The 23309-nt window shown below is 62.3% G+C and carries 25 protein-coding genes and 1 tRNA gene; 10 read left to right on the forward strand and 16 right to left on the reverse strand.

What is annotated here, in order from left to right; genetic code table 11:
- Positions 1 to 5: 5 nt before the first annotated feature.
- The 5 genes from AB0H22_RS21170 to AB0H22_RS21190 form a co-directional block, all read right to left on the reverse strand.
- On the reverse strand, positions 6 to 1031 hold the full coding sequence (locus tag AB0H22_RS21170; protein WP_358148731.1) for an SDR family oxidoreductase: 1026 nt from the start codon (positions 1029 to 1031) through the stop codon (positions 6 to 8).
- A complete protein-coding gene (locus AB0H22_RS21175; protein ID WP_180750009.1) occupies positions 1028 to 1711 on the reverse strand; it encodes a PIG-L family deacetylase in 684 nt (227 codons plus the stop codon). The genes AB0H22_RS21170 and AB0H22_RS21175 overlap by 4 nt, the downstream gene beginning before the upstream one ends.
- Complete coding sequence (locus tag AB0H22_RS21180) at positions 1708 to 2496, reverse strand: glucose-1-phosphate cytidylyltransferase (protein WP_180750010.1); 789 nt, start codon at positions 2494 to 2496, stop codon at positions 1708 to 1710. Before AB0H22_RS21180 ends, AB0H22_RS21175 begins: the two co-directional genes overlap by 4 nt.
- Complete coding sequence (locus tag AB0H22_RS21185; RefSeq protein WP_358148734.1) at positions 2493 to 3755, reverse strand: class I SAM-dependent methyltransferase; 1263 nt, start codon at positions 3753 to 3755, stop codon at positions 2493 to 2495. Before AB0H22_RS21185 ends, AB0H22_RS21180 begins: the two co-directional genes overlap by 4 nt.
- 73 nt (positions 3756 to 3828) lie before the next feature.
- Positions 3829 to 4314, reverse strand: a complete 486-nt coding sequence (locus tag AB0H22_RS21190) for a nuclear transport factor 2 family protein (RefSeq protein WP_358148736.1) — start codon at positions 4312 to 4314, stop codon at positions 3829 to 3831.
- Positions 4315 to 4459: 145 nt separating this feature from the next.
- On the opposite strand from AB0H22_RS21190, the gene AB0H22_RS21195 reads away from it, so the two are divergent.
- Positions 4460 to 4831 carry a hypothetical protein gene (locus tag AB0H22_RS21195; RefSeq protein ID WP_180750013.1) on the forward strand — a complete coding sequence of 124 codons (372 nt, stop codon included), beginning with the start codon at positions 4460 to 4462 and terminating at the stop codon, positions 4829 to 4831.
- On the opposite strand, the gene AB0H22_RS21200 is transcribed toward AB0H22_RS21195, so the two are convergent.
- Positions 4828 to 5457 carry a hypothetical protein gene (locus AB0H22_RS21200; protein WP_358148738.1) on the reverse strand — a complete coding sequence of 210 codons (630 nt, stop codon included), beginning with the start codon at positions 5455 to 5457 and terminating at the stop codon, positions 4828 to 4830. The two genes, AB0H22_RS21195 and AB0H22_RS21200, sit on opposite strands and share 4 nt — an antisense overlap.
- Positions 5430 to 5506 (reverse strand) — tRNA-Leu (locus AB0H22_RS21205). The genes AB0H22_RS21200 and AB0H22_RS21205 overlap by 28 nt, the downstream gene beginning before the upstream one ends.
- 114 nt (positions 5507 to 5620) lie before the next feature.
- Here AB0H22_RS21205 and AB0H22_RS21210 point away from each other — a divergent pair.
- The 6 genes from AB0H22_RS21210 to AB0H22_RS21235 all read left to right on the forward strand — a co-directional run bounded on the left by AB0H22_RS21210 (position 5621) and on the right by AB0H22_RS21235 (position 11422).
- Positions 5621 to 6238: an ANTAR domain-containing response regulator gene (locus AB0H22_RS21210; RefSeq protein WP_180750015.1), complete on the forward strand. Its 618-nt coding sequence runs from the start codon at positions 5621 to 5623 to the stop codon at positions 6236 to 6238.
- An 84-nt stretch (positions 6239 to 6322) separates the two neighbouring features.
- Positions 6323 to 7507 carry a branched-chain amino acid ABC transporter substrate-binding protein gene (locus tag AB0H22_RS21215; RefSeq protein WP_180750016.1) on the forward strand — a complete coding sequence of 395 codons (1185 nt, stop codon included), beginning with the start codon at positions 6323 to 6325 and terminating at the stop codon, positions 7505 to 7507.
- Positions 7508 to 7548: 41 nt separating this feature from the next.
- Positions 7549 to 8619 (forward strand): branched-chain amino acid ABC transporter permease, encoded by a 1071-nt coding sequence (locus tag AB0H22_RS21220; protein WP_180750017.1) that lies wholly within the window; start codon positions 7549 to 7551, stop codon positions 8617 to 8619.
- On the forward strand, positions 8616 to 9785 hold the full coding sequence (locus tag AB0H22_RS21225) for a branched-chain amino acid ABC transporter permease (RefSeq protein WP_180750018.1): 1170 nt from the start codon (positions 8616 to 8618) through the stop codon (positions 9783 to 9785). Before AB0H22_RS21220 ends, AB0H22_RS21225 begins: the two co-directional genes overlap by 4 nt.
- Positions 9782 to 10696: an ABC transporter ATP-binding protein gene (locus tag AB0H22_RS21230; RefSeq protein WP_358148741.1), complete on the forward strand. Its 915-nt coding sequence runs from the start codon at positions 9782 to 9784 to the stop codon at positions 10694 to 10696. Before AB0H22_RS21225 ends, AB0H22_RS21230 begins: the two co-directional genes overlap by 4 nt.
- The gene (locus AB0H22_RS21235; RefSeq protein WP_180750020.1) at positions 10697 to 11422 is read left to right on the forward strand and encodes an ABC transporter ATP-binding protein; all 726 of its coding nucleotides are present in this window, start codon (positions 10697 to 10699) and stop codon (positions 11420 to 11422) included.
- On the opposite strand, the gene AB0H22_RS21240 is transcribed toward AB0H22_RS21235, so the two are convergent.
- From AB0H22_RS21240 to AB0H22_RS21255, 4 genes are all read right to left on the reverse strand, one after another.
- On the reverse strand, positions 11404 to 12102 hold the full coding sequence (locus AB0H22_RS21240; RefSeq protein ID WP_358148743.1) for a TIGR02206 family membrane protein: 699 nt from the start codon (positions 12100 to 12102) through the stop codon (positions 11404 to 11406). The two genes, AB0H22_RS21235 and AB0H22_RS21240, sit on opposite strands and share 19 nt — an antisense overlap.
- A 39-nt stretch (positions 12103 to 12141) precedes the next feature.
- Positions 12142 to 13356, reverse strand: coding sequence for a lipid-transfer protein (locus AB0H22_RS21245; protein ID WP_180750022.1), 1215 nt, complete (start codon positions 13354 to 13356; stop codon positions 12142 to 12144).
- Positions 13353 to 13793, reverse strand: a complete 441-nt coding sequence (locus tag AB0H22_RS21250; RefSeq protein ID WP_180750023.1) for an OB-fold domain-containing protein — start codon at positions 13791 to 13793, stop codon at positions 13353 to 13355. Before AB0H22_RS21250 ends, AB0H22_RS21245 begins: the two co-directional genes overlap by 4 nt.
- A gap of 69 nt (positions 13794 to 13862) precedes the next feature.
- On the reverse strand, positions 13863 to 14573 hold the full coding sequence (locus AB0H22_RS21255; protein WP_358148746.1) for an SDR family NAD(P)-dependent oxidoreductase: 711 nt from the start codon (positions 14571 to 14573) through the stop codon (positions 13863 to 13865).
- A gap of 116 nt (positions 14574 to 14689) precedes the next feature.
- Here AB0H22_RS21255 and AB0H22_RS21260 point away from each other — a divergent pair, with 116 nt between their 5' ends.
- From AB0H22_RS21260 to polA, 3 genes are read left to right on the forward strand one after another with little or no spacing between them, the layout of a single operon-like run.
- Positions 14690 to 15094: a helix-turn-helix domain-containing protein gene (locus AB0H22_RS21260; RefSeq protein WP_180750025.1), complete on the forward strand. Its 405-nt coding sequence runs from the start codon at positions 14690 to 14692 to the stop codon at positions 15092 to 15094.
- Between the two features lie 8 nt (positions 15095 to 15102).
- Entirely contained in the window at positions 15103 to 15501 is a 399-nt protein-coding gene (locus AB0H22_RS21265) for a VOC family protein (protein ID WP_180750026.1), read from the forward strand.
- A 32-nt stretch (positions 15502 to 15533) separates the two neighbouring features.
- The gene (gene polA, locus AB0H22_RS21270) at positions 15534 to 18254 is read left to right on the forward strand and encodes a DNA polymerase I (RefSeq protein ID WP_358148749.1); all 2721 of its coding nucleotides are present in this window, start codon (positions 15534 to 15536) and stop codon (positions 18252 to 18254) included.
- On the opposite strand, the gene AB0H22_RS21275 is transcribed toward polA, so the two are convergent.
- The 5 genes from AB0H22_RS21275 to AB0H22_RS21295 all read right to left on the reverse strand — a co-directional run bounded on the left by AB0H22_RS21275 (position 18255) and on the right by AB0H22_RS21295 (position 23284).
- A complete protein-coding gene (locus AB0H22_RS21275; RefSeq protein WP_180750028.1) occupies positions 18255 to 19463 on the reverse strand; it encodes an FAD-dependent oxidoreductase in 1209 nt (402 codons plus the stop codon).
- A gap of 394 nt (positions 19464 to 19857) precedes the next feature.
- Positions 19858 to 20220 carry a hypothetical protein gene (locus AB0H22_RS21280; RefSeq protein ID WP_358148751.1) on the reverse strand — a complete coding sequence of 121 codons (363 nt, stop codon included), beginning with the start codon at positions 20218 to 20220 and terminating at the stop codon, positions 19858 to 19860.
- A 33-nt stretch (positions 20221 to 20253) separates the two neighbouring features.
- Positions 20254 to 20634, reverse strand: coding sequence for a hypothetical protein (locus AB0H22_RS21285; RefSeq protein WP_358148753.1), 381 nt, complete (start codon positions 20632 to 20634; stop codon positions 20254 to 20256).
- 394 nt (positions 20635 to 21028) lie between these two features.
- Complete coding sequence (locus AB0H22_RS21290; RefSeq protein ID WP_358148755.1) at positions 21029 to 21193, reverse strand: hypothetical protein; 165 nt, start codon at positions 21191 to 21193, stop codon at positions 21029 to 21031.
- A 300-nt stretch (positions 21194 to 21493) separates the two neighbouring features.
- Positions 21494 to 23284: a hypothetical protein gene (locus tag AB0H22_RS21295; RefSeq protein WP_358148757.1), complete on the reverse strand. Its 1791-nt coding sequence runs from the start codon at positions 23282 to 23284 to the stop codon at positions 21494 to 21496.
- Positions 23285 to 23309 lie beyond the last annotated feature (25 nt).

Here is a 23309-nt window from a genome sequence, read left to right on the forward strand (position 1 = left end):
CGGGCTCACCGCGCGACCGGTCGCAGACTGTCGTCTACGGCCCCGGATTCGCGCAGTTTCTTCAGGTGGGCGAGCCGGGTGAAGGATTGGCGGAACATCGATTCGGTGAGACTTCCGGCGACGCACTGCTCGTAGAGCTCCTTGGCGCCCGCCGCGATCGACCATTCGGCGCGGTATCCCGGTAGTGCTTCACGGATCGCGGAAAAGTCGACCCGGTAGGAGCGTGGATCGGCACCCGTTTCCCCGGTGATGGTCAGGGTGGAGTCGGGAACCGCGGCTACGGCGGACTCTGCGATCTGTGCCACCGTCTGGTTGTTCTCCTCGGTGCCGACGTTGAACGCCGCGCAATGAATCACCTCCTGTGGTGCCGTGAGACATTCGAGGAAGGCGCCCGCGATATCCCGGGCGTGCACCAATGGGCGCCACGGCGTTCCGTCGGAGAGAACCCGGACCTCTCCGGTGAGAACCGCGTGGCCGACAAGGTTGTTCAGCACGATATCGGCGCGGAGCCGGGGCGAGTATCCGAATGCAGTGGCGTTACGCAGGAAGACCGGCGAGAACCCGGAGTCGGCGATGGCCGCGACATCGTCCTCGACGCGAACCTTGCTTTCCGCGTACGGGGTCAAGGGTTTGAGTGGAGCGCTCTCGCTGACCAGGTCTTCGCCCGCGGACCCGTACACAGAGCATGTCGAGGCGTACAGGTACCGGCTTACTCCTGCATCCTTGGCCAGCTGAGCCAACCGTACGGAGGCGTGGTGATTGATGTCGTAGGTGAGATCGGGCGCCAGCGCGCCGAGCGGGTCATTTGACAAGGCCGCCAAGTGGATCACCGCATCGAATCCGGCCAGCTGATCGATCGTCACGTCACGAAGGTCGACGGCAATCGACGGGGGATCCACAAGCGGCGGACCCAGGACGCAGTCGGCGAATAGACCCGAGTCCAGACCCACGACCTCGTGGCCGGCCTCCGCTGCCATCTGGGACATCACAGTGCCGAGATACCCCTGATGGCCGGTGATCAGAACCTTCACTGCGTTGCTCCTAGATGCGATGTCGCCGACGGTGCGGCTCCGAGAGCGATGGTGGCCTTTTCCAGCACGAATGCCTCCGCGTACCGGTGACGGCATTGCACACCGCGCACCCGCGCCAAGGCGAGAAAGGTCTCCTTGTCGAACCAATCGTGCGCCTGCTGCGACGGATAATGCGTGTAGATGAGATCGGCCTTGCTGCAGGCGATGTCATCGCCTAGTGGCTGAAAGACAGTGGGGGTCGGGGTGTCGGTCTCCCATTTGACAATCTCGTAGCCGAGGATCAGGTGATCGCGAAACTCGGTGGGCGCCAACGTCGCCAGCATTCGGTGGTCTTGATGAGCGTCGTGGCGCTGAGGGCCGAACACCACGGTGGCCGCCGAATCACGACGAAAGGCCACCAGCGCTTCCTTGATCTCGTTCCAGTGTGCGGGTGCCCGTCCGTCGGGGAAGTCGAGGACGTCGACAGCGAGGTCAGCTCCGGGGCACAGGGCTGCCAACGCCGCTCGCTCCTCGGCCTCACGTTCGGTACCACCGCCGCTGAGCACGAGTGCTCGCACTCGCAGACCGGGTCGGCCGCGGGCTATGGTCAGCAGTGTGCCACCCATGCCGATGGCGATATCGTCGCAATGTGCTGCCAGCAGCGCGATTTCGTCGACGGATCCGGTGCCTAGCTCAATCACGTGGTGACCGACTCCTGCTCCCAGACCATCCACGGGCGCACGCCCTTGCGGTAACCCTCATCGAGCTCGGCGCGTTCCTTAAAGGTGTCGGCGGGCTTCCAGAATCCGCTGAACTTGTAGCCGAACATCCTGCCCTCCTTGGCCAATGAGCCGCAGGCATCCTCGACGAGGTCCCCTCCGGCGGGCAGATAGTCGAATACGTCTTGGGAGAGCACGAAATAGCCGCCGTTCTCCCACATATCGAGTTTGGAGACCGCGGTGATCTCGGTAACGGACCCGCCGTCGTCCACGTCCACCGTGTGGAACGACGATTGCGGAGGAACCAGCAGCATGGACGCGGCGGCGCCGGAATCGTGGAACTTGGTCACCAGATCGTCCAGGGGAGCGTTGGTGAGAACGTCGGCGTAGTTGGCCAGGAAGTGGGGGTCGTCTCCGAGATGGTGGCGGACGCGACGCAACCGCTCGCCGATGGGCGATTCGGTCCCGGTGTCCGCAAAAGTGATGGTCCAATCGGCAATATCGGATTTCAACAACCGCACCTTGCCGTCGGCCAGGATGAAATCATTGGACTGCGCCTCGTTGTAGCTGAGAAAGAAGTCCTTGATGGCTTCGGCACCGTAGCCCAGACACAGGATGAACTCCTTATGACCGTGGTACGCATAGTATTTCATCACGTGCCAGATGAGCGGACGTGGTCCGACCATCTGTAGGGGTTTGGGGATCACATCGCCGGCATCATTGCGCATGCGCATGCCGAAGCCCCCGCAGAACAGCACGACCTTCATACCGATGCTCCTTCGGGCTCAACGTGAGGTTCAACGACATGCAGCCGCGGGAGGGGATAGACGAGCCTGCCGCCCCACTCTCCGATATGCCGCAATTGCTGCGTGATCTCGGTTTCCAGGTTCCATGGCAACACCAGCACCACATCGGGTTTGTCCTCGTCGATGCGGTCGGGAGAGTGCACCGGAATCCTGGTGCCCGGGCTGAACATGCCCTGTTTGTAGGGATTCCGATCGACGGTGTACGCCATCAGGTCGGTACGGATACCGCAGTAGTTCAGCAGGGTATTGCCCTTGCCGGGCGCGCCGTAGCCGACGACGGTCTTGCCCTCTGCCTTGCAGGTGAGCAGAAACTGTAGGAGTTCCAAGCGGATTCGTTCGGTCTTCGCGCGGAATCTTTCGTATCCGGAGAGTTCGTGCAAACCTGCGCGTCGTTCCAGTTCCAAGACCTCGGCCACCGAGTGCGCGATCTCGGGCCGGCATTCCCGTGGTCGTGCCCAAAGCCTGATCGAGCCACCGTGCGTCTCAAGGAGCTCGACGTCGACAACCTCCAGATCACCTACGGCGAGGGCTTTTTGAGCTGCCAGCACGGTGTAGTACTGGAAATGTTCGTGGTAAATGGTGTCGAACTGGCCGAGCTCGATGAGGTTGAGTGCGTGATGCACCTCGATGCTCACCCAGCCGTCATCGGAGACCAGCTCCCGAAGCGCATGCGTGAACCCGCGTAGGTCGGGGATGTGGGCGTACACGTTGTTCGCGGCGACCAAACGCGCGGGACCGTGCTCCGCTCGGACGCGGGCGGCGGTGTCCTCGTCGAGGAAGGCCGTCAGGGTCGGAACTCCCTTGTCGCGGGCGGCTTGTCCGACATTCACCGACGGTTCGATGCCGAGGCAGCGGATACCTGCGGCGACGGCGTGCTGGAGCAGGTAGCCGTCGTTGCTGGCCACCTCCACGATGAAGTCCTCGGGGTTGTCCGGGGAAAGCCCGAGTCGCGCAACGGAATCGCTGATGTACTCACGAGCGTGATCTACCCAGCTGTCCGAATACGACGAAAAGTATGCGTACTCGGTGAAGTTGTCTTCGGGGCTAATCAGCGCCGGAATCTGCAGCAACATGCAACTCTGGCAGAGCCTCAGGTGCAGGGGATACGTGGCCTCCGGCAGATCGAGCTCGTCCGCACGGAGAAACTTCTGGCAGGGTGGCGTCGCACCCAGGTCGACCACGCTGAACAGCTGTGTTGCGTGACATAGTCGACAGCGCACCGGATACTCCTTGGCCAGCTATGTGGAGACATGTGTTCCCCAAACCCGGCGATAGGCTACCCGGTTCTGACGTCTACTGCGACCAGCGGTTGGCGATCAGGTTCAAACCGATGTCCTTGGTGTTCTGCATGGCCTCATACAGGCGGTAGTACGAGATGTAGCTGATACGCCATTTTCCGTCCGCATCTCGGCGGTACCGGTCCGTGTAGTAGGACGTTCCGGTGATCAGGACGCTGTGCGCGGGCACGATCACGACATCGCTCATGGCCCAGCTGCCGGTCGCCGTATCACCATCGACCTGGATCTCCGGATGGCTCATGGTGTGCACGCTGGTGATATCGGTCGTCAGTGACGACCGCATGTAGTCGACCACGCCTGCGCGCGAGGTGAACTCAAGCGGTGCACCGTGCACCGCGGTGCCGTATGTCGCCTGGACGTCTTCGGTGAGGGTGTCGGCGAACTCATCCCACAATTTGTTGTCGAGGGTGCGTGCGTAGCGGTACTTGAGCTCGGTGATTTCGTGGATGTCGACGAGGGTGGCGGGGGTGGGGCGTTCCATGAAGCCATTGTTAGCACGTCGCCCGCGCGGTGTTGCCAAATGTGCACGCGCAGAACATGCGCGCTTCCTTTCAAGATCATCCGAGGATGCTGTACGTGGGAGTACATTTGTCCGGTATTGTCCGCCGCTGCCGAAAAGGTGCCCCATGAACACAATCACTCGTCTTGTCGTGGCGCCCGCCGTTGGCGTCGTAGCGGCTGCCTTCGTCGGATTCGGAGGAGTGGTGGCCTCCGCTGAGCCGACCCCGCCGCCTCCTGTCCCGGGTGCCCCGAACTCGCCTTCGCATGGATCCTTGGTCGATCAGCCGAGCAACGACGGCAACAGCGGCTGGGGCTACCTGCCGGGCGGTGCGGGCTCTCAGTGTGAGAACGCCTGGGTGGTCTGCGGTTCCGATAACAACCCACCCGAATCCAACATCGCCCCCGGACATGATGATGCTGGTGGCTGGGTCAGCGCACCCGGTGAGACCGGTGCCGACTGCGAGAACCCCGGAGTCACCTGCACCGACGTCGGTTAATACATCTCGCCGTATGCCAGTGACACCCAACTGTGCTGGCCGTCGGCACCGTTGATCTTCAAGGTGTGCTCAACAGCGGGATCGACGTTGAACGGCAGCAGGGCGACAATGATCCCCGGTTTTCCCGGAGTGTCCCCACATATGGCCGTGTATTTCACGGTGTGCCCGTCAAGGTCCATCGGCAGGTCGGGACCGCCGGTGCAGAGCGCCGCAATGAACCCGCCGTGAACGGTCGTCTTCGGCTGCGGCGGCACCTTCACCTCATACCTTCCGGTGCCGTCCTTGGTGGCGGCGACAACGGGATCCTTGAGGGCGCCGAGGCCGTCATGTAGGCGCGTGACCGCGTCCTCAGACCCCGCTGATGAGTCGGCACTACTGGGCTTCGATGTGGGGGGGGGCGTGTTCGCCGCGGTGGACCGCGACGTCGACGGACGCGAACTCGACGCGGCGGCGGATGTCTCTGAGATCCGGGTGATGCCTGGACCACTCTGGCAGCCGGCCACGACCACGGCGCATGCCATGAGCGCCAATGCACCCGTACAGGTTCGAGTCATCCGTAGATAGAAACACGCCTCACCGTCGACGGGAGGCTGGTACGTGGTGCCCTCGGTGAGATTCGAACTCACACTGCACGGGTTTTGAATCCGTTTCCTCTGCCAGTTGGGATACGAGGGCCTGGCGTTTCGGCGGCCCGGGGCCTGCCGTCGGATTCCTACCTTAAAGGATCACATCCGTCACTTTCACCAGGGTAACGCCGTTCACACCACCTCATACGTCACAATGGTCGCCATGACCGGCCCACAGAACCCCGAACCGGCGGCGCACGCGCACCGCGTGCTCGTCGCCGAAGACGAAGCCCTGATCCGCCTCGACCTGGTGGAAATGCTCCAGGAGGAGGGCTACGACGTGGTGGGTCAGGCCGGGGACGGGCAGGAGGCTGTGGATCTCGCCGTGCAGCTCAAACCCGATCTCGTGATCATGGACGTCAAGATGCCGCGCCGTGACGGTATCGACGCCGCGTCCGAGATCGCCGCCAAGCGCATCGCCCCGATCGTCATCCTCACCGCTTTCAGCCAGCGTGATCTGGTGGAGAAGGCCCGCGATGCCGGTGCCATGGCCTACCTGGTCAAGCCGTTCTCCAAGACCGACCTCGTCCCGGCCATCGAGGTGGCGGTCAGCCGGTTCGGCGAGCTCGCAGCGCTGGAGAAGGAAGTGCAGACCCTGTCCGACCGGCTGGAGACCCGCAAGCTCGTCGAGCGCGCCAAGGGTGTCCTGCAGTCCACCCAGGGACTCACCGAACCCGACGCGTTCAAGTGGATTCAGCGGGCCGCGATGGACCGTCGCACCACCATGAAACGCGTTGCCGAAGTGGTACTGGAAACACTCGATACCGACACTACGAGTTGAAAGTCGGGTAAGCACTGCGCGTTGCCTCCCAGTTGGCTATGTTTTCTGATCAACCTGGTTCGCCCAACTCATCCGGAGGTAATCGTGCGTGTACGCGCGAGTGTGATCATGCTGGGCGCGGTAACCCTCGCCCTCGCCGGTTGTCATAACGGCTCTCAGTCGGACGAGTCCAATCAGACCAACCTGAAGATCTCGCCGTTGGTGCAGATCGCTCAGGACGGGACCGAGGTACCCGCGTCCAACGCGAAATCGCCGGCCGATCCCGCTGGCGACGGAAAAGCGCAGTGCGACAACGTTTCTCTGGCCATGGCCGGTGCGCTCAACGGTCCCGACGCGGCCCTGGGAATCAATATCCTCAACGGGGCGAAGCTGGCCGTCGACAAGCACAACGCCGCCAATCCCGGATGCCAGATCAGACTCCGCGAGTTCGACACCGAGGGGCTGCCGCAGAACGCGAGCAATATCGCCCCACAGATCATCGGGGACCCGGCCATCATCGGGCTCATCGGTCCGGGATTCTCTGGGGAAACCAAATCGACCGGGCAGATCTTCAGCGAGGCCGGATTGGTTTCCACGACCGCCTCGGCCACGAACGTGACGCTCACGCAGCAGGGCTGGAAAACCTTCTTCCGCGGCCTGGCCAACGACGGGGTACAGGGCCCCGCCGTCGCCAACTACCTCAAGAAAACCCTCGGGTACCACAAGGTCTGTGTCGTCGACGACAGCACCGACTACGGCTCGGGGTTGGCCAACGCGGTACGCGGGACGCTCGGAAACGACTGCAACGCCTCGGTCAAGAAGGGCGACAAGGACTTTTCGGCGGCGGTCACACAACTCAAGAACGCCACTCCGGACGCGGTGTTCTTCGGCGGCTACTACGCCGAGGCTGCGCCCCTGGTGCAGCAGCTCCGCAACGCCGGAGTGAACGCGACGTTCGTATCCGCGGACGGCACCAAGGACATCGAGTTCGTCAAGCAGGCGGGCGATTCCTCGAAGGACGCGCTGTTGTCCTGCCCGTGCGGTCCTGCCTCGGATACCTTCGCCAAGGAGTACACAGCCAAGTTCAATCAGGAACCCGGGACGTACAGCACCGAGGGGTATGACCTAGGGACGATCCTGGTCAAGGGGATTGACGCGGGAAAGACCACGCGGGCCGGATTGCTCGATTGGGTTCGGACCTACCAGGGGCAGGGCGTTGCGCGCGAATACAAGTGGACCGAGACCGGTGAGCTAACGTCAACACTTATCTGGGTATATAAGGTCACGTAAAAGATCACAAGGAACAAGCGAGGGACTAGGCTCAGCCGCAAATGGTTTCGGGGTGGATGGCACAGACTGGTGTGCAGGCCAGCACAATTTCATTCGATCTGCATGGACTGTGGAGCAGCATCGGTCAGCTGACGATCGACGGTTTGGCGTGGGGCGCCATCTATGCGTTGGTCGCGGTTGGATACACGCTGGTCTTCGGGGTGTTGCGACTCATCAACTTCGCGCACTCCGAGGTCTTCATGTTGGGCATGTTCGGGGCGTACTTCGCTCTGGACGTGGTGCTCGGCTTTGCGCCCGGCGGTAATGCCTACAACAAGGGCGTATCGCTGACGGTGCTGTATCTCGGCGTTGCGATGCTCATCGCCATGGCGGTGTCGGCCGCCACGGCGCTGGGACTTGAAACGGTGGCGTATCGCCCGCTGCGCCGTCGCGGCGCACGTCCACTGACCTTCCTCATCACCGCCATCGGGATGTCCTTCGTCATCCAGGAATTCGTGCACTTCGTACTGCCGAAGATCCTGAAGGGCTACGGGGGCAGCAATGCACAGCAGCCGATCCGGCTGGTGACGCCCAGACCGGTGTGGAGCTTCGGTCCTTTCGACGTGGGCGGTCACCGAATCCCGTTCCAGGCCACGCTCACCAATGTCACCATCGTCGTCGTGGCGGCGGCGTTGGTGCTGGCCTTCATAACGGATATCGCGATCAATCACACCAAGTTCGGACGCGGTATTCGGGCGGTGGCGCAGGATCCGACGACGGCGACGCTGATGGGCGTGTCTCGCGAGCGCATCATCATGACCACGTTCGTCATCGGCGGGCTCCTCGCTGGGGCGGCGGCGCTGCTGTACACGCTGAAGGTGCCACAGGGCATCATCTACTCCGGCGGATTCCTTTTGGGTATCAAGGCATTCTCGGCCGCGGTGCTCGGCGGTATCGGTAATCTTCGCGGCGCACTGCTGGGCGGTCTGCTCCTCGGAGTGATGGAGAACTACGGCCAAGCGGTATTCGGCACCCAATGGCGCGATGTCGTGGCATTCGTACTGCTCGTGCTGGTGCTCATGTTCCGGCCCACCGGCATTCTCGGCGAAAGTCTGGGAAGGGCGAAGGCGTGACCGCCGCGCGCGCGTTGGCGCCCGGCGATTCGGTGCGCCGGTGGTGGTCGGAGCTTGCCCGTCCTGTGCAATGGGTCTACGGAATCATCGGGTTTGCGCTCATGGCGCTGCTGCCGGTGTGGAAGATTCCGTTCCTGGACACTCCCAACACGAGCTTCGGCGGAGTGATGGCCCAGTTCGCAATGGTGGCCCTCATTGCGGTCGGCCTCAATGTCGTTGTGGGGCAAGCGGGGTTACTCGATCTGGGATATGTCGGGTTCTATGCGATCGGCGCGTACACGGTGGCCTTGCTCACCAGCCCCGACAGTCCGTGGAACCGGATGGGCACCTCGGCATTCTTCAGTTCGAGCTGGGCATGGTTGTCCTGCTTGCCGATCGCCGTCGCGATCACAGCCTTCTTCGGTCTCGTGCTCGGCACGCCCACGCTGCGGCTTCGGGGTGACTATCTGGCCATCGTCACGCTGGGATTCGGCGAGATCATCCGATTGCTCGCAGACAACCTGGAAGTCACGAACGGTCCCCGCGGTCTGCACAAGATCGCTTACCCGCATGTGGGGGAGCAGTACGTACATGGCGGAGTCTTCTCCAGCGGCAATGCGGGCGGTCATCTGAACTATGGCGTGTGGTGGTACTGGCTGGGGCTGTGTCTGATCGCCGTGGTGCTGGTTTTGATGGGCAATCTCGAGCGCAGCCGGGTGGGCCGCTCGTGGGTGGCCATTCGCGAGGATGAGGACGCCGCCGAGATGATGGGCGTCCCGACCTTTCGGTTCAAGCTGTGGGCCTTCGTAATTGGCGCGGGCATCGGAGGGCTGTCCGGTGCCCTGTATGCAGGTCAGGTCCAATACGTGGCATCGCCGACCTTCAACATCATCAACTCGATGTTGTTCCTATGTGCCGTCGTGTTGGGTGGCCAAGGCAACAAGCTCGGTGTGATCTTCGGCGCGTTCATCATCGTCTACCTGCCGAACCGGCTTCTCGGCGTGCAGGTGCAGGGCGTCGACCTGGGCAATCTGAAGTATCTGTTCTTCGGGTTGGCGCTGGTCGTGCTGATGGTCTTCCGCCCGCAGGGCCTATTCCCGGCGCAACAGAAGCTGATGGCTTACTGGCGCAAGGCATCTGAGCGTATCGGCGCCAAGAAGTCAGAGGAAGCCGAGGCACCGGCATGACCGAACGCGTGGACACCACCTCCGAAGAGAAGTCCGCCGCCGTCGAACTGACCGAGGCCGTCGATGGCGAGACCGGCGCCGCCGAGCCCGAGGTACTGCTTGAGGTCAAGGAACTTACGCTGAAATTCGGCGGTCTACAGGCGCTCGATGGGGTCAGCTTCGACATTCGTCGCGGGGAGATCCTCGGCCTCGTCGGCCCGAACGGTGCGGGCAAGACCACCTGCTTCAACGCCATCACCGGTGTGTATAAGCCGACATCGGGCAGCATCGTGTTCGACGGGAAGCCCTTACGCAGATTGCGGCGGCACCAGATCACCCGCCGCGGGATCGCCCGGACCTTCCAGAACATTCGGCTCTTCGGTGAGATGACGGCGTTGGAAAACGTTGCAGTGGGAACCGATGCCCGCCATAAGACTTCGGTCCTGGGCGCTCTGTTGCGCATACCTCGGCACCGACGCGAGGAACACTATGCCGTCGACGTGGGGATGGGCCTGCTCGACTTCGTCGGCATAGGTGATGTCGCCGACATCAAGGCGAAGAACCTTCCGTACGGCAGTCAGCGCAGACTCGAGATCGCGCGGGCGTTGGCTACCGAACCCAAGCTGCTGTGCCTGGATGAGCCGGCCGCCGGCTTCACCCCCAGCGAGAAGGATTCGCTCATCGAGCTCATCCAGCGCATCCGCGATTATGGGTACACCGTGCTGCTCATCGAACACGATATGAAGCTGGTCATGGGGGTCACCGACCGCATCGTTGTGCTCGAATTCGGCAGGAAGATCGCCGACGGCCTGCCCGTCGAGGTCCGGAATGACCCCGCAGTGATCGAGGCGTACCTAGGAGTGGCCGAGGAGGAGTTCCATGGACCCGGTTGGCTCGACTCTGCTGTTCCTGACAGGGAAAGCGAGGGGTAAGTGCCTCCTGTACAGCTGAAACTCAACAACATCGGGGTCCATTACGGACCAATCCAGGCGGTCAGTACGTTATCGCTCGACGTCCGCGAGGGTGAGCTGGTCACCCTGCTCGGTTCCAACGGCGCCGGGAAGTCCACCACGATGCGCGCCATTTCCGGATTGTGCCCGCTCAGCTCCGGTTCGATCTTCTTTGAAGGTCAGGACATCTCCAAGATGAAGGCCCACAAACGCGTCAAAGCCGGGATCGTCCAGGCGCCCGAAGGACGGGGAATCTTCCCCGGCATGACCGTCGCGGACAACCTCGAAATGGGTTGTTATGGAAGAACATTCAAATCGCGGGCGGAGCGCCGGGAACGTCTCGACTGGATCAACGCTTTGTTTCCACGGCTCGCCGAACGCCGTGGCCAAGAGGGCGGCACGCTCTCCGGCGGCGAGCAGCAGATGCTGTCCATCGGACGTGCGCTGATGGCGAGGCCCAAGATCCTGTTGCTCGATGAGCCGTCGATGGGATTGGCACCGCTGTTGATCACGAAGATCTTCAACATCATCGAAGAGATCAACGCCGCTGGGACGACGGTGGTGCTGGTCGAGCAGAATGCGCAGCAGGCGCTGAGTCGTTCCGATCACGCCTACATTCTGGAGACGGGATCGGTCGTCCGATCCGGTTCCGGCCGAGAACTGTTGCAGGACGAGAGCATTCGCAATGCCTATCTCGGCGTTGTCTGAGACTCCATCGCCGAACGTTCCCATGGCCAGGTCATCAACGCCCAGACCGTAAGCACCAGCACAGTCGCCGTAACGATGTACCACGGCCACGGTCCCATCACGTCGAGAAGACTTTTGGTTGCCGGTTTCTGGTTGAGGAAACCGTAGTTCGACCCGGCGATGGCATTGAACGCCATGGTGATAACCGCCCAGGACGCGGTGACGGTGGCGGCCATGCGATAACTACTCCAGGTCGGTCGCATGCCCCGTCCCCAGGTGAGGTAGATGGCCGCCCACACGACGAGCAGATGTATCGACCAGAACGCAAGAAACTCGTATCCGGGGAAGTCTGGTCCGGTCAGCACCGGCGAGACCAACGCCTGGCTGCTGAGCACAAGCCCCCAGTAGTACGTCAGCACGTACGCCCAATGTCGCTGTGACCACAGCGCATACGCCGCGACAGCGGTCGCCAGGTCGGTCAACCGGAGGGGAACCGAGACGGCCAGGCGCGGTGGGATGCACCCGGAGATCAGGATCGCCGCATAGATGATGCCGGTGACCGCCCCCAGCACACATCCCAGCACTCGGGCCCGGGTATCGGTGAGCCGGCGCCCCAGCCATGCCAACAGTGCTGCGCCGAGCACGAATACGGCCAGCACTGCCCAGTGGGATGGGCCGTATGCGTGGAACTGTTGTTCCATCGCTTGAGGCTAGCGTCCGATGAAGACCACGGAGCGCAGTTACCGCGCGACGATAACCGACGAGCCGTTGCCGAACAGGCCCTGGTTGGCGGTGATGCCCACGCGGGCACCCTCTACCTGTCGGTCGCCTGCCTGCCCCCGCAGCTGCCACGTCAGCTCGCACACCTGGGCGATGGCCTGGGCGGGGATGGCCTCACCGAACGAGGCAAGGCCGCCGGAGGCGTTCACCGGAACCCGCCCGCCGACGGTGGTGGCACCGCTACGCAGCAGCTGCTCACCCTCACCCTTGGCGCACAAGCCCAAGTGCTCGTACCAGTCCAGCTCCAGTGCCGTCGACAGGTCGTACACCTCGGCAAGGCTCAAGTCCTCGGGTCCGATACCGGCCTCGGCGTAGGCGGCGTCGACGATCTGGTCCTTGAACACCCGCTCGGGCGCCGGCACTACGGCAGTGGAATCGGTTGCAATATCTGGCAATTCGGGAAGATGCTGTGGGTACTTGGGGGTGATGGTGGCCACCGCGCGCACCGACGGCACGCCCTCGACCGAACCGAGATGCTTCTTCGCGAACTCGGCACTGGCCACGATGAGGGCGGCGGCGCCGTCACTGGTTGCGCAGATGTCCAACAGGCGCAAGGGATCCGACACGACCGGGCTGGCCAGCACGTCCGCGACGGATGCTTCCTTACGGAACCGGGCGTTCGGGTTGTTCAGGCCGTGTCGGGCGTTCTTGACCTTCACCTGAGCGAAGTCCTCGGCCGTCGCGCCGTAAAGGTCCATCCGACGGCGCGCGAGCATCGCGAAGTACACGGGGTTGGTGGCGCCGATGAGGTGGAAGCGCTGCCAGTCCGGATCTTCCTTGCGTTCACCGCCGACCGGGGCGAAGAAACCCTTTGGGGTGGTGTCCGCACCGATGACCAACGCCACATCGCAGAATCCGGCGAGGATCTGGGCGCGAGCACTCTGCAGGGCCTGCGATCCGCTGGCGCAGGCCGCATAGGTGGAGCTGATGGGCACACCGTTCCAGCCGAGCTTTTGCGCGAACGTCGACCCGGCGATGAAGCCCGGGTAGCCATTGCGGATGGTATCCGCGCCGGCGACGAATTGAATTTGGCGCCAATCCAATGCGGCGTCTTGCAACGCAGTGCGGGCGGCTGCGACGCCGTACTCGGTGAAGTCCCGTCCCCATTTGCCCCACGGGTGCATACCCGCGCCGAGGATGTAGACGGGATCCGGGGTCGCAGCGGTGCGGCTCATACCGAGACCTTCTTCCATGCGTAGACCAGACGGTCGACGCCCTCGTCGTCGGTGTAGAGCGGTTCCAGTGCCAGCTCCATGGTCTGACCCACCTTCAGATCGGCCGCGCCGGTTCCGGCCACCACCTTGCCGAGGACGATGATGCCCTCGTCGGCCAGCTCGACAGCGGCGATCGCGTACGGCTGATATGGGTCGGAAGGCGGGTACGGCGGCGGCGGCGCGTACTGGTTCTCGGTGTAGCTCCACACCGTGCCGCGGCGCGAGAGCGGCACCTGATCCAGAACATCGCAGTCGCAGGCGGGGTTGGGGCAGTTGTTGGCACGCGGCGGAAACACGATCGTGGCGCACTGGGTGCACTTGCCGCCGATCAAATGCGGCAAGCCGGCGTCGTCGGTGTCGAACCAGCCGTCGACTGCCGGCGCTGAGGTTGTAGGCACCTCGACAGATTACCCATGCTCGTTAGCGAATTGAAACGTGTGTCAGTTTTGCGCCGTCCGTGGCGAAGGTCATGACCGGAATGGCGAGTTCTCTGGCACGAACCTCTCGAAGGTATCCCGATCGGTCGACATGCTCCACAGGATCTCGGCCAGCGCCGCTGACTCGACCGTTGGGAATTCGTGGGCGGCTTGAGGTGCCACTGCTGCCATTTCGCTACCGAGGATGAGTGCACCGATGGTCATCAACCCGACATACACACCCTGCGGCGCCACTTCAGAATGCAAACCCTGCAGATAGTTTCGAGCTGCGGCCGCAGCCGGCCCGGGTCCGCTCATCTCGGGCATTGCCCTGGCTCCTGTTCCGCCGATGGTGGCCAGGATCGTCCCGCGCCCTCGTTCGATCATTCCGGGAAGCACCGCGGACACCGTGTGGATCAGGGGACGCACCAGCAGCGCCCAGAAGCGGTCCGCCTCCGCCGATGTGAGTTCACGGGCAGCGGTGAAGGCGACAGGGGATGAGGGACCGTAGTAGACGGCTTCAATCGGCGGCAGCGAGGAGGTGACTGCTGCAATGAGCTGCTCCACGCCGCCGTCGTCGGTGAGGTCCGTCGGAAACGCGGCAGCCGGTACGTCGTCGTCGCGGAGATCTGCCACCAGCGAGTCCAGAGGTTCGCGTCGGCGCCCCACCACCGCCACCTGGAAACCCTCACGGCCGAAGCGCCGCGCCGCCGCCGCACCGGTCCCACTACCTGCGCCCAGCACGAGCATGGTTCTGTCCATCGTTAACCTCCTGGTTATGCCATTTCTTACGATCTGTGCGTAACCCCATGATGGAGAAGTTTTAAACTTCGTACAAAAGGCACATACATGTGCGCTACCGAACAAGGATGTGCGTCATGACCGAGCTGACAGCGCCTGCACTCGCGCTCCCAAATATCTGCGCGGGGCTGCCGCTGCGCGAAAGTGAATTCATCCGGGACGTCCTCGACCGCATCGGCGATAAGTGGAGCCTGCTGGTGATCGGGACACTGCGCGATGGCCCATTGCGGTACACCGAGCTGCACGACGCCATCCCCGGCGTCTCGCAGCGCATGCTGACCCGCACGCTGATGCTGCTGCGTCGTGACGGACTTATCACGCGCACCGCATACGCCGAGGTGCCGCCGCGGGTGGAGTACGCGTTGACTGAGCTCGGGAAGGATCTGCACGGAGTTGCCAGCGCGCTGATTGGGTGGGCTCGCACCCATCACGAGCAGATCCGCAGCCACAGAACCTTTTTCGATGCCGAGGGCATACGGTAAAAAGAACCATGGGTATCGCGTTCAACCACACGATTGTTCATTCGCAGGACCGTGAAGAGTCTGCCCGGTTCTTCGCGGAGATCTTCGGGTTGTCCGACGCGGTGGAGGTCGGCCCTTTTCTCAACGTCGAGCTGGAGCACGGCGGGAACCTCGATTTCGCCACCGTCGACGCGGAGACGATCACCCCGCAGCATTACGCCTTCCTGACCACCGATGAGGATTTCGACGCCATTTACGGCCGCATCACCGATCGCGGCATCGAACACTGGGCAGATCCCCGCGGACAACACCCCGGCGAGATCAACCACAACGACGGCGGCCGGGGCGTGTACTTCCGGGATCCGTCCGGGCACTACTTAGAAATCATCACCCGGCCCTATGGATCAGCGGAAGCGTCGGGGTCGTAAACACTGTCGCACTCGTTGCCTAGGGTAGGAGCGTGACCGCGCCAGTAACCAAGACCGGGACTAAACAGCCGACTCTCCTCCTGCTCGACGGCAACTCGTTGGCGTTCCGGGCGTTCTATGCGCTCCCGGCCGAGAATTTCAAGACACAGTCAGGCCTGACCACCAACGCGGTGTACGGGTTCACCTCGATGCTTATCAACCTGTTGCGCGATGAGGCGCCCACTCACGTGGCGGCCGCCTTCGACGTATCCCGCAAGACATTCCGCTCCGAGCGGTACCCCGAATACAAGGCCACTCGATCGGCTACACCCGACGAGTTCCGCGGTCAGATCGACATCGCGAAGGAAGTGCTGCAGGCCCTCGGCATCACGGTGCTCGCCGAGGAGGGATTCGAGGCCGACGACATCATCGCCACCCTCGCCACGCAGGGGGAGGCCGAGGGTTTCAAGGTTCTCGTGGTCACCGGCGACCGTGACGCATTGCAACTGGTCACCGAGGATGTCACCGTGCTGTACCCGCGTAAGGGTGTCAGCGACCTCACCCGGTTCACGCCGGAAGCGGTCGTCGAAAAGTACGGGCTGACACCAACCCAGTACCCGGATTTCGCGGCGCTGCGTGGCGACCCCAGCGACAACCTGCCGGGAATCCCCGGTGTAGGCGAGAAGACGGCCACCAAATGGATCATCGAATACGGAACACTCCAGGAGCTGATCGACAAGGCCGACACCGTGCGCGGCAAGGTCGGCGATGCGCTACGCGCACATCTTGGCGCGGTGATCCTCAACCGCGAGCTCACCGACCTGGTGCGGTCGGTGCCGCTTCCCTATGTGCCCGGCCAGCTCGCCTTGGCTCCCTGGGATCGCGACCAGATCCACCGCCTCTTTGACGACCTGGAATTCCGCGTGCTGCGCGACCGATTGTTCGACACCCTTGCGGCCGTAGAACCCGAGGTGGATGAGGGATTTCAGCTTGCCGGTGAGACGCTGGAGCCTGGAACGGTGGCCGAATGGCTGACCACGCACACCAGCGACGGCCGCCGCGGCGGTCTCGCGGTGGTCGGAACGTACACGCCCTATGACGGTGATGCGACCGCCGTGGCGATCGCCGCAGCCGATGGCTACGGCGCCTACATCGACACCACCACGGTGACCCCGGAGGACGAGACCGCGCTGGCACAGTGGCTGGCCGATCCGGCCCGCCCCAAGGCACTCCACGAGGCCAAACAAGCTATGCATGCGCTCTCCGGACGTGGCTGGCAGCTGGAGGGCGTCACCTCCGACACGGCGCTTGCCGCCTATCTGGTGCGACCCGGTCAGCGCAGCTTCGCGCTCGACGATTTGTCACTGCGGTACCTTCGGCGCGAGTTACGCGCTGAAGACGATGGGCAACAGCAGCTTTCACTTCTCGATGAAGAGGGAGCAGACGGCGCCAAGGCTGCTCAGGCGCAGATGCTGCGCGCCCGCGCGGTCGTCGACCTTGCCGATGCCCTCGATGTCGAGCTCGAACGCATTGAATCGGCGGCGCTGCTCGCCGATATGGAGCTGCCTGTCCAGCGGGTGCTGGCGGGATTGGAATCGGTTGGTATCGCGATTGATAGCGACCATCTGACCTCGCTGCAGAATGAGTTTGCCAGCGGCATCCGCGAGGCCGCCGACGCCGCTTATGCGGTGATCGGCAAGCAGATCAACCTGGGCTCGCCCAAACAACTGCAGGTGGTGCTGTTCGACGAGCTCGGCATGCCGAAGACCAAGAAGACGAAGACCGGTTACACGACCGATGCCGACGCTCTGCAGACACTGTTCGACAAGACCGGCCACCCGTTCCTGGAGCACCTGCTCAGGCATCGCGATGTCACCAGGCTCAAGGTTACCGTTGATGGGTTACTGAAATCCGTTGCTGCGGACGGACGTATCCACACGACGTTCAACCAGACGATCGCCGCGACGGGCCGACTCTCGTCTACCGAGCCGAACCTGCAGAACATCCCGGTGCGCACCGAGGCGGGGCGGGAGATCCGGGACGGCTTCGTCGTCGGCTCGAGTGGTTCGACCGGTTTCTCCGAGCTGATGACCGTCGACTACAGCCAGATCGAGATGCGCATCATGGCGCACCTATCGGCCGATGAGGGCCTCATCGAGGCGTTCAACACCGGTGAGGATCTGCACTCATTCGTGGCTGCACGGGCATTCGGGGTGCCGATCGACGAGGTTAACGCGGAGCTGCGCCGACGGGTCAAGGCGATGTCTTATGGCCTGGCCTATGGGCTGTCGGCCTATGGCCTGGCCACCCAGCTCAAGATCTCCAATGATGAGGCCAAAGAGCAGATGGACCAGTACTTCTCGCGGTTCGGCGGTGTTCGCGACTACCTGCACGCCGTGGTGGATCAGGCCCGCAAGGACGGATACACCTCGACGGTGTTCGGCCGGCGCCGGTATCTGCCGGACTTGGACAGTAGCGATCGGTTGCGGCGTGAGGCGGCCGAGCGGGCCGCGCTCAATGCGCCGATCCAGGGCAGTGCGGCAGACATCATCAAGGTCGCGATGATCACTACCGACAAGGCATTGCAAGACAAGGGCTTACGGTCGCGAATGCTCCTGCAGGTGCACGACGAACTCCTCTTCGAGGTGGCCGAGGGCGAACGGGACACCCTGGAAGCGTTGGTCCGCGAGACCATGGGCTCGGCGTATCCGCTCGATGTGCCGCTTGAGGTTTCGGTGGGGTATGGCCGTAGCTGGGATGCCGCCGCGCACTAGTCAGGCTGCATGCACGTCGTGGGTGCGCACGCGCTCCGGACGCAGACCCCTGCCGACCGCGATCGGCGGAACGAACTTGAGGGGGCCCCGTCCGACGAAGAATGGCAGCTTGATGGGGGACAGGTCGCCGGTAAGAACCGGCTTGATCACGTTGTTCTGGACGAACACCTGAAAGGCCTGCACCACTCTGGTCGGCAGTTCGCGTCGTCGCTGCACCTTGGCGAGGTCCGCTTCAGACAGACATCCCGCGTGCAGCGGGCCCGCGAGGATATTGGCGGCCGCCACCGCGTCGGCGACCGCCAAGTTGATTCCTACCCCACCTGCGGGTGACATGGCGTGCGCGGCATCACCGATGCAGAGAAGGCCAGGACGCCACCAGGTCTTGAGCCGGTCGACCCGGACATCGAGATGGCTCGTGTCATCCCAGGAGTTCAGATCGTTTACGTGCTCACGCAGCTGGGGGCGCGCCCTGATCAAGCGCTCCTTGAATGCCTCCAGCGAGCTATTCTGTGGCCCTGCGCCTTTCGGCATCAGATGGGCGACCTGCCAATAGTCACCGCGATGGATCATCGCGAGCAACAAGCCCCGGCGAAGGATTGCGAACGTCTCTTCCGGGTCGCCCGGCCGGCGATTCAGCCGGAACCACAGCACATCCATCGGCGAGCTCTCATTGGCCGTCTCAAGTCCAGAGGCGGCGCGCACGGCGGACTTGCGTCCGTCCGCGGCGACCACCAGGTCTGCTCGCACTTCCAGGTCCGGCGTGCGTACGCCGACCACTCGCGCTCCGTCGAAGATCACATCGGTAACCTCGGCGTTGCGAATGAGGGTGAATTCCGGGTATTGCTCGGCCTTTTCGGCCAAGAAGTCGAGGAAGTCCCACTGCGGCATGAACGCGATATACGGCTGCTTGTATCCCAACCATTTAAGGACACGGAAGTCGCCGAAGGTGCGCAACCGGCCGTCGCCGTCGAATGCGATGTGATCGACCTTCTGGTGCGGCAGCTGGAGAAACTCGTCGATGAAACCCAGGTCGTCCATGATTCGCATGGTGGTGGGGTGCACTGTGTCACCACGGAAGTCACGCAGGAAATCCCCGTGCTTCTCCAGAACGACAACGTTGACACCGGAGCGTGCCAGCAGGAGCGCGTGCACTAGTCCGGCCGGGCCGCCCCCGGCGACGCAGACCTGAGTCTGCAGAACTTGCGTCATGAGCCAGACGGTACGCCCGGGTGCGCGCATTCAGACTAGGTCTGGGATGAGCCGGTCGGGGTGGTGGTGGGTGTTGGTGGTTGGCTCTCCGAATTGGAGGTGTGGTGGTGGTGTCCATTTGGTGGTGCCGTCGCGTTGTTTTTGGGTGGTCCAGCCGTTGTTGAGGAGTCGGTGGTGTGGTGCGCAGGCGAAGGTGAGGTTTCTCACCCTTTTGTGACTCTCGGATTCTCACTATTCTCGAAATCCTCGGAATTTCGGGGAGACAAGAGACCGCCGAGCTGGGGATTCGTGCCGGGAACGAGGCCAGGGACAAGATCGTGAGAAAAGCACAAGTTCGGTGAGAACCGACACCAACCCTCTCCATCTAAAATTCCCTGCGTCTCTAACCGTCTACCTAAGCCGGAATCGCCGTCTCGCCGTTGCGGCGGAGCGGGTAGATCACCAACGCACCATCGTCGTTGCGGGCACTTTCGGCACGCCGCTCGCAGACATCATCGGCGAAGCCGTCCTCCCATCGGACCGCCACCGCGTCTCCAGTACATCGCCCCGCACGATCGACGTCGCCGGGCAGCTCGGTCAACTCGCAGCGACCGCACACGGTCTCACTCGCCAAGTGCGCCGCGAAACGGCTGACTGACTCCAACTCGTTACACAGGAGCGCGATCAAGCCACCGGGATCTGGGTGCCGTACTCCCGCCTGAGACTCGAAGTCCCGCGCGCGGGCTATCAGGTCCGCCCCGCGAAGAGTGCTCGTCATCGGTCAATCTCCCTCTGTTCCTTGGTTCTACCTTCACCGAACTGAGGTCTCGTTTACTACCAGGCCATCGAGCATGGCCTGTCTGTCTCTGACCACCTGTGGGTTTCGGGGATCGGGAGAAAGGAAATTCAGCAACACCCGCCAGACCCGGCCGTCATCGGCCCGTGTGGCCACAATCCGAGCAAACGCCTCTTGGCCCCTGTTCACGTACTGCACGGTCGCGCTCCGATGCCCGCACACCAGCCCCGAGCTCTGCGCAATGATCCGGCTCTTATGCGCGAGACCGGCGATCATCTCATCGAGAGCGCGCTGCTCGGTATCACCCAGACCTAGCGCATCCGGCTCAAACGAATCAATGTTCACCAACGCGCTCGGCGAATCCCCAGCCACCTTCAACGATGGATTACTGATCACAAGGTGAGCTCCCTGCGGTGGATCAACCGGCCGCACAGGCCACATTGAAGCCAGAGACCACCACCCCGCAGGCAGCGGCACCGCCACACGCGGCATTCCCCTGACCATTGTCGGGAGCGTCCACAACGGGGCATCGACACGACCACACTCCAACCGCTCCGGCCCGGCCACAGCCAACCCGGAAACCGCACTCTGGCAGCCTGACACCAACACCGAGACAACCAGCAACACGCACCAGTAGCACCTCACTGATCTGATGGTCATATCAGAAACCCCGCTCCCGTATGCGCCGCGCGTTGACGGCGCACTTTCTGCACCACACCAACACGATTCCGTGCTTCGGTGTTGTAGGTTCTCATCGTATTCGTGAACGGCGACCTGGGGTTGCTGACGATCATGGGCCCGTCGACCTCCAGAATCGTCGGCCGGGCTGCATCTGATCGGGTGACGTCCAGCAAGTTGGCAGCGCCGCCCGCGGCAGCTTTGGCGCCAACGCCGACATCGCCTGCCGGTCATGGGCCAACTGTTGCGCCTCGCTCATCTGTGATTCCTCAGACACCCGCAACACCTCCCATCGCCAGACAATATCCAGATACCACCTTTACCGCCGGTTTCAAAAGGTCGGGTTTATGACTTGTTGGGTTGTCGATGTCGGTGGGCTAGCCTTGGTCATTCATGGGCTCTCAAAACCCTTGCTCTAACTCAATACACGCAAGTCTGTGATTGCCGAAATGAAAGTTGGTGTAGTCCCCAACTCAAAGCCATGATAATGCGTTTGTTTATCGCAAAAAGGCAAGAAAGACACAATTTGACATCTGCTTTGTGTCGAAGAACACCTAAACGGCGGTTATGTGGACCGCTAGGCTGCGGCCCACGTACCCGCTCCGAGTGCCCCGGCCACCTTCACGATCTGGCTGCCGTAGCCCGCACCTTTCTCAATGCATGCGGTCGTGGCGACTATCAGCGCAGCTTTGACTTTGGCAGTTTTTTCGATCGCATTTTTTATACCTTCAAGGGGTGCTCTCACATCTAAAACGGTATCGTCATCACTGTAAGTGTTGCATGTCTCTATGACCTGAGCGGCCTCACTGCTAACTGAGGCCGCTGCTGCTATTGCCACGCCGAACAGCGTGTTCACCGTTTCGGCGAAGTCAGTGATCCTGCTGCTGATCGAGTCGGCGGCAATTGCTACCTCGTACGCCGAGAGCGCATGACGATCCGCAAGATTTTGGTACATGCTTGCCGCGGATCCTGTCCAATACCCGGCGCAGTTGACATTGTCCATGTTCTTCATTGAGGAACTCGCGTTTGAAATAACTGTAGCCCAGCCATTCCCTGCATTGTCTGAATCCTTTTGGTAATCCTTCGCGTCCCGGACCATCTGATAAACCGAGTCGAATTCAGAAATCGCGTTTGCGAGAGATCCGCCTGCAAAGAAATATGCTCCGCTGAGTCCCGATTGCTTTTGTACCTTTTTTGAGCTCGCCATCTTGAGCGCAGCGGCGATGACTTTGCCTTCAAGCCCGTCGAGTTTTTTACCTTCCGACTCGATCTGATCGCTCGTTGTAGTCCACGTTTTCCGTTGGCCGTCGTTGCCGGCCGGGTCGAGCAATGTCTTCAAGTTGATACCGATCACGCCTTCAGCAGATAGCCCCAGTGCGGCCGCGAGCTCTGCATCGACTTTGACGTAAAGGACGTCCTCTTTGATACCGAACTTGCCGCCCCCGCCCGCGCCGCCGCCTAGGAGCGCGCCGAGCTTGCCAGACAGCGCCAAGGGGCCGAGATTGAGTTTGCCCTCGGCGGTCGCCTTCGCCCCGAAGAACGCCTCGTATTCCGCGCCGAGCTCTTTTAGCGAGATTTTGGCGCTACCTGAGGCCATAGCACCGACCTTCGCCTCGAGCTCGCCCAGTAGGCCCACTCCGTCACCGCTCAGCGATCCAGTCATCTTTGCGGCAACGGCCATGACCGCAAGCTGCGAACCGATACCGACACCGCCGTCAAAAGGGTTGACATCGAGCTGCGTTCCAGCTTTGCCTTGGAGAACCTCAAGCGACTTTTGCAGTTCGAACGCATCTCCCGGACCGGGGATCACAATCGCGCCTATTGCTTCCTCGGACTTAGCAAACGCCGATTCCACTCCTGTGCTGTCAGCCACGCCCGGGACAGGCAACGACGGGCTGAAGCGGGTGTGCTCAGGCAGGCCGTCTTTAACGGAAATCGCCTCCAGACCGTTCGCGTTGCTATCGACTTGGTCGTAGTCGTTCGCTGCACCTAGGATTTTATTCGCTGTGGCGGTCAACTGCGATGGCGCTTTGCTGATGAAATTTGACATGTCATTTTTGCCAGCATTGTGCTTTGACGTGAAGGGGTTGACAAGAGCGCACGTGCTGGAGAGCGCAATGCTGCCCGCCGTTCGGGAGATCCCTGCCCACCACGACGATTCCTTGTCCCAGTAGGGTGCGTCGGCGCGTAAACGATCGAGGTTGACCTTGAGTTCTTCGGCCATGCCGAAGCCATTCGCGGCCCTTTGTCGATACCAGTTCAGCATCTGCGGGGACGTTCCCGTGGTCGAAGAGAACGGTCTCGAGAGTCCCGTGGTGTCCTCAGCCACTTGCCGCGGGGTTCTATTTGCCGGATCGTTCGGGGCCATCGTTCGGTTCCTTCTCAGTGTGTTT

It is taken from the genome of Mycobacterium sp. NPDC050853 (genome assembly GCF_040653875.1).
Classification (GTDB): domain Bacteria; phylum Actinomycetota; class Actinomycetes; order Mycobacteriales; family Mycobacteriaceae; genus Mycobacterium.

Bases quoted from the DNA above. Each gene is read 5' to 3' on its own strand.
- AB0H22_RS21210 (WP_180750015.1), top strand. From the start codon at position 5,621: ATGACCGGCCCACAGAACCCCGAACCGGCGGCGCACGCGCACCGCGTG.
- AB0H22_RS21180 (WP_180750010.1), bottom strand. From the start codon at position 2,496: ATGAAGGTCGTGCTGTTCTGCGGGGGCTTCGGCATGCGCATGCGCAAT.
- AB0H22_RS21275 (WP_180750028.1), bottom strand. From the start codon at position 19,463: ATGACGCAAGTTCTGCAGACTCAGGTCTGCGTCGCCGGGGGCGGCCCG.
- AB0H22_RS21240 (WP_358148743.1), bottom strand. From the start codon at position 12,102: ATGGAACAACAGTTCCACGCATACGGCCCATCCCACTGGGCAGTGCTG.
- AB0H22_RS21245 (WP_180750022.1), bottom strand. From the start codon at position 13,356: ATGAGCCGCACCGCTGCGACCCCGGATCCCGTCTACATCCTCGGCGCG.
- AB0H22_RS21195 (WP_180750013.1), top strand. From the start codon at position 4,460: ATGAACACAATCACTCGTCTTGTCGTGGCGCCCGCCGTTGGCGTCGTA.
- AB0H22_RS21190 (WP_358148736.1), bottom strand. From the start codon at position 4,314: ATGGAACGCCCCACCCCCGCCACCCTCGTCGACATCCACGAAATCACC.
- AB0H22_RS21220 (WP_180750017.1), top strand. From the start codon at position 7,549: ATGGTTTCGGGGTGGATGGCACAGACTGGTGTGCAGGCCAGCACAATT.
- AB0H22_RS21260 (WP_180750025.1), top strand. From the start codon at position 14,690: ATGACCGAGCTGACAGCGCCTGCACTCGCGCTCCCAAATATCTGCGCG.
- AB0H22_RS21255 (WP_358148746.1), bottom strand. From the start codon at position 14,573: ATGGACAGAACCATGCTCGTGCTGGGCGCAGGTAGTGGGACCGGTGCG.
- AB0H22_RS21280 (WP_358148751.1), bottom strand. From the start codon at position 20,220: ATGACGAGCACTCTTCGCGGGGCGGACCTGATAGCCCGCGCGCGGGAC.
- AB0H22_RS21230 (WP_358148741.1), top strand. From the start codon at position 9,782: ATGACCGAACGCGTGGACACCACCTCCGAAGAGAAGTCCGCCGCCGTC.
- AB0H22_RS21265 (WP_180750026.1), top strand. From the start codon at position 15,103: ATGGGTATCGCGTTCAACCACACGATTGTTCATTCGCAGGACCGTGAA.
- AB0H22_RS21295 (WP_358148757.1), bottom strand. From the start codon at position 23,284: ATGGCCCCGAACGATCCGGCAAATAGAACCCCGCGGCAAGTGGCTGAG.